The 14,901-nt window shown below is 66.0% G+C and carries 12 protein-coding genes; 7 read left to right on the top strand and 5 right to left on the bottom strand.

Features of this window, described 5'->3' with window-relative positions:
* Positions 1–16: 16 nt before the first annotated feature.
* On the bottom strand, positions 17–886 hold the full coding sequence (locus tag AC1DU6_RS01980) for a hypothetical protein (RefSeq protein WP_477855960.1): 870 nt from the start codon (positions 884–886) through the stop codon (positions 17–19).
* Entirely contained in the window at positions 883–5,955 is a 5,073-nt protein-coding gene (locus AC1DU6_RS01975; RefSeq protein ID WP_477855959.1) for an alpha-2-macroglobulin family protein, read from the bottom strand. The genes AC1DU6_RS01980 and AC1DU6_RS01975 overlap by 4 nt, the downstream gene beginning before the upstream one ends.
* Before the next feature lie 227 nt (positions 5,956–6,182).
* Between AC1DU6_RS01975 and AC1DU6_RS01970 the strand changes: the two genes are divergently transcribed.
* From AC1DU6_RS01970 to AC1DU6_RS01960, 3 genes are all read left to right on the top strand, one after another.
* Positions 6,183–7,082, top strand: a complete 900-nt coding sequence (locus AC1DU6_RS01970) for a PEP-CTERM sorting domain-containing protein (protein WP_457321818.1) — start codon at positions 6,183–6,185, stop codon at positions 7,080–7,082.
* Positions 7,083–7,294: 212 nt separating this feature from the next.
* Positions 7,295–7,636, top strand: coding sequence for a helix-turn-helix domain-containing protein (locus tag AC1DU6_RS01965; RefSeq protein ID WP_056191376.1), 342 nt, complete (start codon positions 7,295–7,297; stop codon positions 7,634–7,636).
* The gene (locus AC1DU6_RS01960; RefSeq protein WP_457321816.1) at positions 7,636–8,946 is read left to right on the top strand and encodes a type II toxin-antitoxin system HipA family toxin; all 1,311 of its coding nucleotides are present in this window, start codon (positions 7,636–7,638) and stop codon (positions 8,944–8,946) included. Before AC1DU6_RS01965 ends, AC1DU6_RS01960 begins: the two co-directional genes overlap by 1 nt.
* Before the next feature lie 55 nt (positions 8,947–9,001).
* Here the strand turns inward: AC1DU6_RS01960 and AC1DU6_RS01955 are convergent, their stop codons facing one another.
* From AC1DU6_RS01955 to AC1DU6_RS01945, 3 genes are read right to left on the bottom strand one after another with little or no spacing between them, the layout of a single operon-like run.
* On the bottom strand, positions 9,002–9,817 hold the full coding sequence (locus AC1DU6_RS01955; protein ID WP_457321814.1) for a head GIN domain-containing protein: 816 nt from the start codon (positions 9,815–9,817) through the stop codon (positions 9,002–9,004).
* An 11-nt stretch (positions 9,818–9,828) separates the two neighbouring features.
* Complete coding sequence (locus tag AC1DU6_RS01950; RefSeq protein ID WP_457321812.1) at positions 9,829–10,575, bottom strand: LytR/AlgR family response regulator transcription factor; 747 nt, start codon at positions 10,573–10,575, stop codon at positions 9,829–9,831.
* Positions 10,572–11,675: a sensor histidine kinase gene (locus AC1DU6_RS01945; RefSeq protein WP_477855958.1), complete on the bottom strand. Its 1,104-nt coding sequence runs from the start codon at positions 11,673–11,675 to the stop codon at positions 10,572–10,574. The genes AC1DU6_RS01950 and AC1DU6_RS01945 overlap by 4 nt, the downstream gene beginning before the upstream one ends.
* A 156-nt stretch (positions 11,676–11,831) precedes the next feature.
* Here AC1DU6_RS01945 and ssb point away from each other — a divergent pair, with 156 nt between their 5' ends.
* The 4 genes from ssb to AC1DU6_RS01925 all read left to right on the top strand — a co-directional run bounded on the left by ssb (position 11,832) and on the right by AC1DU6_RS01925 (position 14,901).
* Positions 11,832–12,398, top strand: coding sequence for a single-stranded DNA-binding protein (gene ssb / locus AC1DU6_RS01940; RefSeq protein WP_056191367.1), 567 nt, complete (start codon positions 11,832–11,834; stop codon positions 12,396–12,398).
* A 91-nt stretch (positions 12,399–12,489) separates the two neighbouring features.
* Entirely contained in the window at positions 12,490–13,224 is a 735-nt protein-coding gene (locus tag AC1DU6_RS01935; RefSeq protein WP_477855957.1) for an SEL1-like repeat protein, read from the top strand.
* Positions 13,225–13,448: 224 nt separating this feature from the next.
* Complete coding sequence (locus tag AC1DU6_RS01930) at positions 13,449–13,892, top strand: DUF3592 domain-containing protein (RefSeq protein ID WP_477855956.1); 444 nt, start codon at positions 13,449–13,451, stop codon at positions 13,890–13,892.
* A gap of 70 nt (positions 13,893–13,962) precedes the next feature.
* The gene (locus AC1DU6_RS01925; RefSeq protein ID WP_477855955.1) at positions 13,963–14,901 is read left to right on the top strand and encodes an IS481 family transposase; all 939 of its coding nucleotides are present in this window, start codon (positions 13,963–13,965) and stop codon (positions 14,899–14,901) included.

Genomic DNA, 14,901 nt, shown 5'->3' with positions numbered 1-14,901 from the left:
AACAGCATTGCAATCGTCATCGGCTCTGCGGCGAAAACACCCTCTCGATCAAGTCGATCACCTGTTCTTCCGCCTTCGGGCAATCGGCGCGGCCGGACTGGAAATCCAAGAAATAGAGAGTGTCCGATGCCATGATCTGGCCCGACCTCCGGTCTGTAATTCGCACAGACGCGCTTGAAAGCGAATCGAAGGCTACTCCCGGCGACTTGGCCGGCGGGCTCGTTTCGCCCGCTACAAGTTCGTAGCGCGCCGCAGGCTCCTGAATTTGCGTGTAGACCAGGGCCTCGCAAGCAGACGATCGAAAGAAGCTTGGTGGCTGTACCGACTGGCGTCCTTCGATGAAGGCCAATCCCAAACGTCGGCACCGTTGCACGTCACTTTGCAGCAACCGGATCAAGGTATCCGCTCTGAAACGCGACAGTTTCTGGACAAACGCGGGATCTGCACTCACAAGCAAGGTTCGAGCACCAGAGGAGGGAAGCTCTCCAGGAGGAACCGTGGAAAGCACCTGCAGTTGTCGGCTCTTGCAGAACTGCGAATAGGCTCGATCCGCAGCAACCTGCTCATCGATGACGCGGCGATTGCGGGCATCTCGTTGGGCTCTCTCCTGTTCGCCGGACATCTCGATACGCCGCCACACCCAAGCTGGCGGCAACACCAGCAAAGCGAAGACTGCAATGAGCGCCCACCGAGATCGAAAGCCCATTGCAGCCAATACGACCAAGGCGATCAGGTACGGCAGCACCGGGCCGACTAAGCCGCCCACACCGATTGGATCGGATGTACCGGCCCAGGAAGCCTCTCCGAGCGTTGTCAACGTTGCTGCGACGACCACACGGCTGATGCCACCCTTGGCTGTGCCCCGCATGCCGACGGTGAGTCTCACTTCTTGTCCACCACCGTAATCTCCCCCTCCGCCTTCCCAATCCCCCTCACCTCCGGCCGATACATGTCCTCCGCAAACGTCGCCGGCACCACGTACTTGCCCGGCGTCACGGCGCGCACGAGGTAGAAGACGTCCAGCGTTTGCCCCAACGACGCGGCGGCGACGAAGCGGTCGTCGCGGTACTCCATGTGGACGATGCGTTCGTTGGCGTTGGCCTGCGCGATGTTGACGCCCTCCACCGTGAACTCACCAGCCTTCGGTCCCTGGCTCAAATTCAGGTTTTCGATCTCGAAGCCGGCCGGGATGCGGTCCACCACCAGGCCGTCCTTGATGGACTGCGGGGCCTTCACGCGCAGGCGCACGACGAACATCTCGCCGGTCGTGAACTGCCGCGCCGTCACAGGCTTGCCGTCGGTCGTGAACATCGCGCGTTCGACCGAGATGCGGTCGCTGGTCGGCGCCAGCGGCTTGGTCGGGTAGCCCTGGGCGGTCACGTCGAGGTACAGCGGCGCCGCGCCCTCGTTCTTCAGCGCGATGCCCGACTTGAGCTTGGCGAGCTCGAAGCTCTGCTGGCCCACGCCGCTGCCGGTCCAGGCGTCGGCCTTGGCGCCCACGTTCAACGCTGTCTTCCAACCGTCGTCCTTGCCTGCGCCGTTGGTGGCGGCCTGCACGGCCAGGAAGAGGGCCAGGCGCTCCTGCGTCGAGTAGTAGTTGCGGCGGCTGAAGTCGTCGGACAGGTCGAACAACAGGTTCTCGCGCTTCTCGTGCGTGACCTTGTGGCGCAGCAGCAGCGCATAGGCCAGGGCCCGGTCGCGCACGCGTGAGCCGTAGTCGCCCAGCCACTGGCTCCACCAGTAGTTGTTGGGGTCATCGGGCTGGTAGCCGTAGCCGCGCTGCATGGCGTCGTCCAGGGCCACCTTGGCACGGCCCTCGTCGCCCATCAGTTTCAGCGCGAGGCTCAGGTGCACCAGCGGCAGGGGCGACAGCGCATGGCTGCGGTACTGATCGTGCAGCGTGCGCAGCGTGGCCAGCGGCGCCTTCTGCTCGCGGGCCAGGATGTAGCCGGCGTGGGCGGCCTCGGCAAAGCGCTGGTGGGCGATGCGCATGGTCTCGGCGTCGCGCCAGTCGGCGATGCGGCCCTTGTCGTCGCGCTTGGGATCCTTGGCCGGTGTGGTCTGCTGGGCCGGGGCGCGCTGGAACTGCTCCAGCAGGTTGTCCAGCGAGCGCTTGAGCTGGGCCTCGGGCACGGCGAAGCCGGCGTCGCGCGAGTCCTGCAGGAAGCCGGTCACGTAAGCCGACAGCCAGCCCTCGTAGGGACTGCTGGACGCCCACAGCCCATAGCCGCCCTTGGGTTGCTGCATGCTGGCCAGGCGCGCGAAGGCGCTGTCCAGACGTTTGGCGCGCTCCTCGCGTGGCACCGGCGTCATGCCCCAGCGCTTTGCCGCCTCGTCGTCGATGAAGACGAGCGGGTAGGCGCTGGACGTTGTCTGCTCCAGGCAGCCATAGGGGTACATCAACAGGCCCTTGACCTGGTCCTTGATGTCGATGGGCGGCGTGTTGGAGACACTCAAGCTCACGCTGGCCGAACCGGCCCAGAAGGCATCGAGCAGGGCCTTGTCCAGGGCCTGCGTGGCGCCGGGCTCCAGGCGGATGCGCCGGCTCTCGCGCACCAGTGGCGTGATGGGCTGCACCTGCAGCGCTGCCTCGCGGGTGATGCTCAGCGGCCCAGCCGTCACTTTGACCTCGATGGGCGCCAGGCCCGAGGCATCCAGCGCCTCGGCCTGGAAGCGCAGGATCTGGCGCTGCTTGTCGGCCAGCTTGAGGCTCTCGGCACCGCCGGTGATCTTCAGCGGCCCGCTCGACGTGACCGACACCTTCACGTCCTGCGCCGCACCGCTGAGGTTGGTCACATCGAGTGCGATGGTGGCCTTGTCCCCCGGCGACACGAAGCGCGGCATGTTCAGCTCGGCCACCAATGGCGCGGCGACCACCGTTTCGGCCTGCGCCGAGGCATAGCTGTCGGCACTCGAAACCACCGCCATCACCCGCAGCGTGCCGTTGAAGTCCGGCAGCTTCAGGTTGATGGTCGCCTCGCCCTTTGCATCCAGCTGCACCGGGCCGCTGAACAGGTCCACCAGCAGCACCTTGCGCGGCATGGACTGCGAATCGCGCTTGCCGGCGTCGCCGCCGAAGCGCTGCTTGGCCACATTGCCCTCCATCTTCTCGATGAGGCGGCCGTAGAGGTCCAGCATGTCGGCGCCGTAGCGGTGCTTGCCGAAGAAGAAGTCTTGCGGGTCGGGCGTCTTGTAGTTGGTGATGTTGAGGATGCCCACATCGACTGCGGACACAGTCACGATGGCCGGCTTGCCGGCGAGGGCCGGCACCTTGACGCTAATGGGCAGCGCCACCGATGGCTGCGTCTTGGCCGGCACGGTCAGTGCCAGCTTGGGCTTGCGGTCCTCGCGGTTGAGCGGCAGGTGCACCAGGCCCAGCGCACGAGCCGGCGTCACCTTGTCGCCCTGGCTGCCGGGGCGGAAGGCGGCGACGGTGATGTAGAGGTCGTGGCGGGCCCAGCTCGCATCGACGGGGATATCGATGTCCGTGCCGCTGGCCTTCACGCCGATGCGCTTGGTCCACAACACGCGGTCGCCTTCGACGGTGACGATGGCCTCGCCGTCATGCGGCGGCTTGATGGCCAGCTTGGCCACGTCGCCCGGCTTGAAGGGCGCGCCCTGCAGCTTGAGCTGCACGCGGTCGGGCCGGTTGCCGATGTCGTCGGCGTCCTGGGCGCCATAGCCGGCGTAGAAGCCATAACGCATCGTCAAGCCGGTCTCGGGGTCCTTCACCTCCAGGCGGTAGCGGCCCCAGCGCACGGGCAAGGCGATCTTGGTGCGGGCCGTCAGCGCGAGGCTGCGCGCCTCCACCAGCTCCTCATTCACGTTGAAGCCGGAGTTCCAGCCGCGGCCGTCGTCATAACGCCAATACCACTGGCGTTCCTCGTAGATGAGCTTGAGCTGCACTTCCTTGCTCGGCTTGAAGTTGCCGCTGGCATCGACACGCGCCAGCTCGAACTCGGCCAGGCCGTTCTCGGCCGACACATTGCGGTCGAACAGCGGCCGCGCGCCGATCAGCACCGGCGCCGGCCACCACGTGCGCTCGATGGCGCGCACGACCGGGCGGCCGCCGGACTCCAGCAGGCTGAAGGCCGCGCGAACGCGCATCGGCGACTTGCGCTCGCCAAACGCCGTCGCGATCTTCATGCTGGCCTTGCCTTCGGCGTCCAGCTCCTGCTCTTCCAGGTCCTGGCGGTTCTTGGCCTTGTCGTCAGCGAGGTCGCCAAAGATGAAGCCGGGCAGCTTGGCCGGCAGCGGCACAACCAAGCGCTCGGAATAGGCACTGCCCTGCAGCCGGTTGCCGCCGGCGGGTGCGCCGTAGAGGTAGTCGCCCTGGGCCTGCACCGTGATGCCGCCGTCACCGTTGAGGGTGCCCTCGGGCGCGGTCAGCGTGAGCTTCATGCGCTCGGGCAGGAACTCCTCGACCTTGAAGACCCATTGCGCGTCGGGGGTCTTTGCACCGGGGTCGACGCGGGCCTGGATGGTCCAGCCACCGGTGGGTGCGTCGGCCGGCAAGGTGATGCCTTGCTGGTAGTAGCCGGTGCCCGTCTTGCCCGGCTGCACCAACTGCTCGACGAGCTTGCTGCCGTCGGGCTTCTTGACGGTCAGCGTGATCGGCAAGGGCTTGGGCAGCGGCTTGCCGTCGGCATCACGCGCCAGCACGGACACCTGGAAGTTCTCGCCCGGCCGATACAGGTCGCGGCCGGCGTAGACGAAGAGCTTGTTGCTGCGCGAGGGGTGGCCGGTGGCGTCGAACTCGCTCAGGTCCAGCGCCGCGTCGCGCAGCGACAGGATGGACATCTCCTTGCCGCGGCGGGCCAGCACGGCGCGGGCCTTGTCGCTGCGGCCGGTGAACACGGCGTGGCCGTCGCCATCGGTCTGCGCCTGGGCCAGCGCCTTGCCGTTCTCATCGACCAGGCTGAGCTCCACGCCCGACAGCGCACCGCCGCTCTTCAGCGAGGTGGCGAACACATCCATCTGCTCGGCATGCCGGCGCAGGTGCAGGCCGACGTCGGTGACGTAGTAATGCGTGACCTGGTAGTCCCAGCCAAAGCGGCCGGGCTGGTTCATGATGGCCACGTAGATGCCGGGCTCCTGCAGCTCCTTGATGCCCTCCACGGGCAGGAAGCTGACGTTGCGCCGGTTCGGCCGTGCATCGGTCGTGAAGCGGCCGAGGTAGACGCTGTCGCTCATGGCGCGCAGCTCGTCCAGCACCCAGCCGCCCACGGTGCCCTTCAGGCGCCGCTGGTTGTCGTTGTAGCCGTCGTAGTAGTAGCCGCCCTCGCCGTCCTCTTCGCCGGAGTTCACCTGGCGCTCGCGGCGGCCGCTGACCTGCTCCAGGAAGGCCGGCAGCGAGGCCGGCTTGATGCGCAGGAACTGCACATCCACTTCGGGCGTGTTGATGGTGACGACAGGCAGGCCGCCGTTCTGGCCGGCCGGCAGCACCAGGCCACGGCTGGCGAAGTAGTAGCTGTCGGGCATGGTCTCGCTGACAGCCTCGCACTTCTGCGCGGTCGCGAGCTTGGCGCCGGTTTTCGCCCCCAGCTGGGCGTTGAACGCGAAGCGAAAGCTGCGGTCCGGTGTCACGAAGGGCAGGTAGAGCACGCGGGGGTTGTCGCCCAGCACCCAGCGGGCGGCCAGCGGCTTGAAGCTGGCGTCCGGCGCCGGCTCCTTCTTGCCGTCGGTGGTGGTTGGCGCGGCGCCTTCCTGCGCGCTGACGAGGGCGCCGAAGTCCTGCTTGCTGTCCAGCGGCTGCGTGAAGCTCAGCGCGATGGCCGGCGAGCCGTCGAAGAGTCGGGCCTTGCAGTCCAGCAGCGCAAAGGCCGCCTGCTCGCCACCGATCTCGGCGCTGCTCGGTAGGGCCGGTTGCCCGAGCTTTTGCGACGCCCACCAGCCACCGCCCAGCACCGCCACCACACCCACCAGGGCCGTGACGGCCTTCTTCCACGCAACCATCGAATTCCTCCCCGCAATTTGGCGAGGAGTTTAGGTAGCGATCAGCGGCTGTCCACGGAAGGTTTCTTCTCGCCGCGGGCGCTGATCGAACCCTTGGTGCCGCGGTTCGTCATCAATAGGTAGCTCGCCGTCCTAGGGGGATCGGCGCCACATCGATTGACCCTCCCCAAGCGCAGGCGTAGAAAAGCCTCGGCCCGCAGTTCGCCGGGCGGTCAAGGAGTGGCTTCATGAAATTCCGGCATCTTCTGGTGGGCCTGACCGCCCTCGGCTGCGCCTTCGCAGCATCCGCAGGCTCGACCATCGCCAGGACGTCGGCCAGCGCGCTTGGCACGCAATTCGACCCGCCCGTGGACGATTTCGACAGCGGCACGTTCAGCGCCTCGTCATCGGCCGCCGGCAACGGCGCTGGCGGCACGGCTGATGCGTCGGTGGCCCTGGGTGTCATCAAGCTCTACGCCTCCAGCTTCGCCGGCGCCGGCAACCACCTGGGCACCGCCTTTGCCGAAGGCGCGTACGGGGAGGACATCACGATCAGCTCGGCCGGTCTCAACGGTACGCAGGCGCGCGTCACCATGGGTGTCACGCTGCAAGGCATGATCGACCCGACCGGGGGCGGCTATTCCTCGGTGAACTTCTCTTTAAACGGAGCCGGTTTCCTCGGCAGCTGGGGCGCCCACTCGAACCCTGCATTCCCGGGCGGGTTCCCAGTCGACTTCGTCAGCGCCGTGGCTGGCGGCCCGCTGTACTACTCGGGCATCCACAACATCAAAATCACCATCACGCTGGGCACGCCCTTCACCTTCACGGAGCGGCTGACGGTGTCTGCGGGCAAGATCGACTGCTTGAGCGACCCGCAATGCAGCACCAGCGAAGCAGCCTCGGTCACTGCCGATTTCGGCCACTCTTCGTACTGGAACGGCATCTCGGCGATCTCGCTGCTCGACCCCAACACCGGCCTGTACGTGCCGGCGGACATGTCGCTGTTCACGATCACGTCGCCCTCGGGGCTGAACTGGGCCCAGTCCTTTGCTCCGGTGCCGGAGCCGTCCTCGCTGTGGCTGATGTCCCTGGGCGGGCTGCTGGCCGCCTGGCGATACCGTTCGCTCGCCCGATCCCACCCGCGGTAGGCTCGTTTCCCCGCCGGATAGGAGCTTGGTGCTGTGCTTGATGCCCGGCTCTTGCATATCCTGGCAAGCAGCTTGACACGGTAGGCGCTGCCGCGCGGCGCCTGGTCGTGCGCAACGCTTGAGCGCTTGAACGGCACCAACCCACCATGCTGGACAAAATATGGTGAAAATGTTCATAATGGTGGACATTTTCGAACCGGATTACCTGTCCGATGCCCAGCAAACCGCCGGTCGTTTTCCCCCAGGAGCAGCGTCTTCTTGCTGCTCTTGGTGAGCGGCTGCGCCTGGCGCGGCTGCGCCGCAAGCTCAGCTCCATGACCGTTGCGCTCCGGGCCGGGATCTCGCGCTCCTCCCTTTACAACGTGGAGGCTGGCGATCCCGGCGCGACACTTGGGACCTATCTGAGGGTGCTCGCCGTACTGGGCCTCGAGAAGGACATCGAGTCGCTCGCGGCCGACGACCAGGTGGGCCGCAAGCTTCAGGACCTGGCGTTGGAGCCCAAGCCCGCTCGAAAGCGCGGCGCCATGCCAGCGTCCTCGCCGAGAGGATCTTGATGAGCGGCTCGAACCTGGAGGTCTGGCTCGACTGTGATCTTGAAGACGCGCGGCGTGTAGGCACGCTGTCTCACGATCGCGGCCAGGTCCGTTTCGTCTACGAGCGGGACTGGCTGAAGGACCCGATGGCATTTTCGGTCGATCCCGATTTGTCCCTCGGCGACCAGCCCTACTTTCCGAAGCCAGAGCTGGGCAACTTCGGCATCTTCCTGGACTCGTCCCCGGACCGCTGGGGCCAAACGCTCATGAAGCGACGAGAAGCTCTGCAGGCGAAGGACGAAGGCCGAACGCCCCGGAACCTTTATGCCTGGGATTTCCTGATCGGCGTTCAGGACTTCACGCGTCAAGGCGGGCTGCGATTCCGCCTGGAGGGCGCCGAGGAATTCCTCGGCGCCGAAAAGATGGCCGCACCCCCCGTGACCAACCTGCGCGAGCTCGAGGCCGTGGCCACGTTGCTAACGAGCAAGCGCATCGACGATCTTGACGCGCTGCGTCGGTGGCTGGCCGTGCTGGTGGCGCCAGGCGCTTCATTGGGCGGGGCCAGGCCGAAAGCGAACTTCGCCGAGCAGGACGGCTCGCTCTGGATCGGGAAATTCCCATCGCGTGACGATGACCGGGACATAGGCGCCTGGGAGGCCGCTGTCCACACCATGGCCAAGAGGGCCGGCGTCAGTGTTCCAGCCGCCCGCGCGGTCAGGTTGAACAGCGAGTTCCACACCTTCTGCGTCCAGCGATTCGATCGCGAGAATGGCAAGCGGCAGTTCTATGCGTCCGCCATGACGCTGCTCCGGCGGGAACAGAGTGAGGGCGCGAGCTACCTTGAGCTCGCCCAATTCCTGAGTGCCGGTGGAGACCCTGCATACGTCGCCAGCGACCTCAAGCAGCTGTTCCGTCGAGTGGCTTTCAATGTCGCCGTCGGCAATCGAGACGATCACCTGCGCAATCACGGGTTCCTGCTCGGCAAAGATGGCTGGCGGCTGTCTCCTGCCTTCGATGTCAACCCGAACGTCGACAAAGCGGAGCATGTGCTCAACATCGACGATGTCGACAACCGCCCGAGCATGAGCACGGTGCGGTCGACAGCTGCGTTTTATCGACTCACAGACGCCGAGGCAGGCGCCATCGTCGAAGAGGTGGCGACCGTGGTCGACCAGTGGCGCGACGTCGCCCGTGGAGCGGGCATTTCCGGCGCGGACATCGAGGTCACGGCCGGCGCCTTCTCGGCTCACCGGCAGTACAGGGCAGATGCACTGAATGCCACGTCGCAACCGATGGCCGCGGCCAAGTCTCGGCGGTCAATGATCCGGTAGCAAAACTCACTGGCTGGCATGGTGTTCGCGGCACCGAGCCTGCTTGTCGAAATACCTAGTTCCGCCGTTCGCCGCGTGCGCTGATCGAGCCCATGCCCGACACCGAGCGCTGCACCGACGGGTTGCCGAAGTAGTCCACCGAGCCGATGCCCGAGATATTGGCCGCCAGCTCGTCGGTCACCCACAGCAGCACATTGCCGATGCCGCTGACGCTGACACGGGCGCGCTGGGCCTGCAGGCGGTCGGCGACCACCTTGCCCTTGCCGGAGATCTGCAGCGCCAGGTCCTCAACGCGCCCGCCGAGCTGGCCGTCACCGGCACCCGAGATGACAAAGGTGAGCTGCTTGGCCTGCAGCTGGTCCAGCCGCACCAGGCCTGCGCCGCTGATGAAGAGCTTGAGCTGGTCGGCGCGCAGGGGCAAGGGCGCGTGCACGTCGCTGGCGCCGGACAGCGACAGCCCCTTCAGCTGACGCATCTCCACCTGCACGAACAGCTTTTGGCTGTGCCAGAACTTCCAGCCGCCGGTCGGGCGAATGATGAGCTGGCGGTCGGCCAGCTCGACCTCGACGCTCTTCTGCACCTCGGCGTCGCCGGCGATGAAACATTGGTCGCGCTCGCCCTGCACGAGGATGACGCGCGCCGCGCCGGCCAGCTCCAGGCGATCGAAGGCGCCGGGGGCGTAGATGCGGCCGGGCATTGCTGGGGTGGCCGGCGTCGCTGGTGTCGCTGGTGTCGGAGGAGTGGCCGGTGTTGCTGGTGTCGCCGGCGTGGCGGGAGTGGGGGGCGTCGCTGGCGTGGGGTGCGGGTGAGGCTGGGCCTGCGCCAGGCCGAGGGCTGCCAGCAGCAACGCCGGCAGGAGGCGCCTCTTCAAGGTGTTGGTCTTCATAGCGACTGCTCCCTCAACATCTTGGACACCTCACGGTTGGCCGTGATGCGCGTGCCGTCACGCAGCTGCACGACGAGCTGGGAGTTCTCGTCCGGGGTCATGCTCTCGACGAAATCCAGGTTGACGATGCAGCCGCGCTGCACGCGCAGGAACTTCATCGGGTCCAGCCGCGTCTCAAAATCGGCAATCGGCAGCCGCACCAAGAAGCTGCGGCCCTTGCTGGTGATGGCGGTGTATTTGTTGTCGGAGCGCAGGCACTCGATGGCGTCCACCTGCAGCGGGAAGATCTTGCCCTGGTCGCGCACCAAGAGGCGCGTCAGCGGTGCGTCGGCCGGCGCGCCCAAGGCCTGTGCCACATCGGCAGGGCTTGGCGAAGCGTCGCGCAGCACATGGCTGATCGCCTCGTCGAAGCGCTCGCGCGAGAAGGGCTTGAGCAGGTAGTCCACCGCATGCAGCTCGAAGGCCGTCAACGCGTGCTGGTCATAGGCGGTGGTGAAGATGATGCGCGGCTGGTGGGCCTCGCCTTGCAGAGCCTGCACCACCTGCAACCCCGTCAGGCCCGGCATCTGGATGTCCGTCAGCACCAGCGCGGGCTTGAGCGCGCGGATCTGCGCCAGCGCGTCGTCGCCGTCCTCGCAGACAGCCACCAGCTGCAGGCCCGGCGTGGCCTTGACCCAGTCGGCCAGGGCTTCGGCGGCCAGGTGTTCGTCTTCGGCGATCAGGACGGTGGTGGTCGTGCTCATAGCTGTGGAATAAAAAGGTCGACGCGAAATCCTGCGCCGGGAGCGGTGTGGATGCGCAGGCGCGCCTGGCCGTCGTAGTCCAGCGCGAAGCGCTTCTTCAGCGCCGCCAGGCCCACGCCGCGGCGCTGGCCGGGCTTGGGCTCCAGGGCCTCGGGCTCGCAGCCGGGGCCGTCATCGGCCACGGCCAGGTCCAGGCCATGGTTGAGGGCATTGCGGCGCGCGGTGATGGTCACCTTGCCGCCGCCCTTGCGGGTGGCCACGGCATGCAGGATGGAGTTCTCGACCAGCGGCTGCAGCGTCAGTGGCGGCAGCTCGTCGGCCATCACGCGCTCCTCCAGGTCCCAGTCCACGCGCAAGCGCGAGCCCAGGCGCAGGGCTTCCAGGGCCAGGTAGTCGCGCAGGAAGTCGATCTCGTCGGACAGCATCACGCGGTCCTCGGCGCCGCGCTTGGTGTCCAGCACATAGCGCAGCATGGAAGCGAACTTCAGCAGCGAGGCCTCGGCGGCGGCCGGGTCCTTGCGGGTCAGGGCGATCAGCGAGTTCAGCGTGTTGAACAGGAAATGCGGGTTCAGCTTGCCGCTGATGGCCGACAGCTCGGCCTTGGCCAGGGCGCTTTCAGCCTGGGCGGCGTGCACGGCCGCCGAGCGCGCCGCGCGCGACTGCAGCACGGCGGTGAAGGCGGTGGCTATTGCTGCGTAGACCACGAAGCCCCACACCGAGCGCCACAGCAGGCCGGCCAGCAGCACGGCGCCGGCGTGGTCGGTGCCGAACAGGGCGGCGTTGACGGCGAACTCGCCCGCCTGCCACAGCGCCGAGAAGGACAGCGCCGCCATCGCGTGCGCCAGGGCGGTCGCGGCCGCGCCGGCATCGGTGCCGTGCAGGCGGCGGGCCACCGGCCAGACGGCGACGCCCAGCAGCATCGGCGCCCACAGCATGGTGGTGGCCTGGTAGACGGCCAGCCAGAACGGGTCCAGGCCGCGGTCGAACTCGCTGCCCGCCAGCACGAACAGGCACCAGGCCAGCGCGCAAGTCCCGGCGTACGCCAGCCACAGCCGCACATTCGGGCGGCGGTTGCTGGAGCGGGGGTCGGGGGAGTTCATGGCTTCATCTTAGGGAGCCCCATCGGGCGGGCGGCGGGTGGAGAGACGAAGTGCGGACCCCGGGGTGCGGGATGCGGTCTACGTGGAGTTGCTGACGGGGTTCGGCGAGCCCCTCGGCATAATTCGCCCCTTCCCCATCGAATTCGGACGAGCGTCATGGCCAGCGTCAACAAAGTCATCATCATCGGCAACGTCGGCAAAGACCCCGAGGTTCGCTACAACCCCAGCGGCGGCGCCTGGGTCACCCTCAGCCTGGCGACCACCCGCAACTGGAAGAACCGCGAGAGCGGCGAGCGCCAGGAAGAGACCGAATGGCACCGCGTCGTCTTCAACGACCGCCTGGCCGAGATCGTCGGCGAGTACGTCAAGAAGGGCCGCCCCCTCTATGTCGAAGGCCGCCTGAAGACCCGCAAGTGGCAGGACAAGGAAGGCCGCGACACCTACACGACCGAGATCATTGCCCAGGAAATGCAACTGCTCGGCGGCCGTGATGGCGCCGGCGGTGGTGATGAAGGCGGCGGTGGCGGCGCCAGCTACGGCCGTGGTGCTGGTGGCGGCGAAGGTGGCGGTGGCGGCTACAGCCGTGGCGGTGGCGACGAGGGCGGTGCCCGCCCGGCAGCGCGTCCGGCCGCGGCCCAGCGCCCGCCCGCTCCGCGCGCTCCGGCTGCGGCGCCCAAGGCGGCGACGGGGTTTGACGATATGGATGACGATATTCCGTTCTGAGAACGAGACATATCAAAAACGAAAGGCCCACGGCGAATGCAGTGGGCCTTTTTCTATTCGTCCTGCAGACTCAGATCCCACGAGCGCTTTAATGCACCGCTTATCCATCATCCTGTTTTGCGCCACCATGCTTGGGTTTATGGCTTGTGCCCGCGCCAATTCGTCAGAGACTTGGTCGAATGCAATCATCGAGCATTCCAAAGGGCACGAAGCTGAATTCCGACGAATTGCTAGAAACCTATGCGAGAGTGGAAACTTAGAAGCCCAGCTAGGCTATGGTCGATTCTTGATTGGCAAGCAAGAGTACCAAGAGGCGGAAACATGGCTGCTTCAGKCAARCAAAAGCGGGACGGGCGAGAGCCAATATATGCTGGGATTTTTCTATCTCCAGACGGTTCCAGCCCGCGCCAACGACGCCAAATTGTGGCTTGAGAAGGCGAGCAAGCAAAACCATCCCCAGGCTAAAGAAGTTCTTCAGCTTTTCACTCGCAAATACCGAGTCGGCCCACCGAACAAGTTGAGCGTCGTGGATATATTTGAGAACGCAGCCATCCTTGCTCGCCTGAAGGCTGACGCAGCGCCGGAGGTGAACGCGCGCTGCTTAGGTCACACGCCAGACTCGTACAAAGCAGCGGCCGAGACGGTTTTTGAAATCTGTACCTCTCAAATTCGAGCGGCTTCCGGCGACTGGATACCGGTGGACCAAGCCAAGGCTGTCGCAAAGGAATGGTCGCAGTGCACCAATCGCGAAATTCTTCGCTCAGCCGGCATCTCCTACGAGACCTTTATTAAATGCCGCTGGTCTGAGGCACCCAAACCTCAATAAACGGTTGTTCAGGCCGATTGATGCAGTGCTTGAGCTACGGAGCCTTAGCCGCCGCCGGCCGATGGTCAAAGCTGAGCACCCGCGCCAGCCTCCACACCCCGGCCTCGCGCTTCCACAGGTGCACGAACTTCGCCTCCTCCGACCCTGGCTCGCCCTTTCGGGCAAAGACATGCCGGCCCTTTACCCATGAACCGCATGCATACATACGATGAAGGTCGCCTGCCATGCAGATAGGCCCGCTGCTTATCTTCCTGATCGGCCTCGCCCTGGCAGGCTATGGCACTGCCTTCCTGAGGAGGGCTACGCGTGCTGCGGCTTTCATCGAACTGCCCGCCACGCTGATGGATCTGTGCGTCAACGAACGAACCAATGCCGGCTTTCGCCAGCGCTGGCATGCCGTTGAAGCGCAGTTCCAATACGTGGTGGCGGGACAGGCTTACGAGTCCAGGCGAGTGGGCATCGACCACCGCTCGGGCTGGATGGAAAGCCCGCGTGAAGCGAATGCCCTGGCCGGCGATATCCGCCAGCGCTCGACCTGCTTTGTCGACAGCAGGAACCCGCACCACGCCGTGCTCGTCTCGGAGATGCCCAAACACCGCCGCCAGCACTACATCGCGAACATCGCGGCCGGGCTGCTGCTCATCGCGCTAGCTGTGATGTCTCGATAGGTTGTTCACCCGACCTGGTCTGGGAGACTGGAGTTACGACGCTTCAGAACTCTCAGATAAAGGTGGCCGGGTGAACAGCCATAAGAATGCCAGATTGACGTACCAAGGTCGGCTTTTGCTGATCGAACGCATCAGCGTGATGGGCTTGGCGTTGGCCGCACAGGCCGCCGGCATCAGCATGCGCACGGCGCGCAAATGGCTTGGCCGCTACAACGAGGGGGGTCCGCAAGCTTTGCGAGACCGCAGTTCGCGGCCCCTCAAGACCCGTGACAGTCTGGATGCTGAGCTGACCCAGCGCGTGGAGCAACTGCGGCGCAGCCGCATGCCCATGCGCCGCATTGCGGCCCAAGTCGGGCGTAGCGTGGCCACCATCAGTCGTGCCTTGGCCAAGCTCGGGCTGTCCAGCCTGAAGGCACTGACCGAGCCCAAGCCGGTGCTGCGCTACGAGCATGAGGCGCCGGGCGAGTTGCTGCACATCGACACCAAGAAGCTCGGGCGCATCGAGCGCCCCAGCCACCGCGTCACCGGCGACCGGCGCGACTCTGTGGAGGGCGCAGGTTGGGAGTTCGCCCACGTCGCCATCGACGACCACTCGCGCGCGGGCTTCGTGCAGATGCACGCCGACGAGCGCAAGGGCTCGGCAGTAGCGTTCCTCAGGGCCAGCGTGGCGCACTACGCGGCGCTGGGCGTGACGATCAAGCGGCTGCTCACCGACAACGGCGCCGCCTACCGCTCCAAGCTGTTTGCCAAGGCCTGCAAAGAGCTTGGCATCAAGCACAGCTTCACCAAGCCGTACTGCCCACAGACCAACGGCAAGGCCGAGCGCTTCATCCAGACGTGTCTGCGGGAGTGGGCCTATGGTCGCGTCTGGGCCAACAGCGGTGAGCGCACGGCCTGGTTGCCAGCGTTCCTGACCTACTACAACGCTCGACGGCCTCACTCCGCTCTTGGCTACAGCCCTCCTGCCTCCCGGCTCGGTGGGTACAACCTATCGAAACTCAACAGCTAG

Source organism: Roseateles sp. P5_B10 (assembly GCF_056400485.1).
Note: the sequence above shows the minus strand (reverse complement) of the source record. Positions and strands in the feature narration are given on the sequence as shown.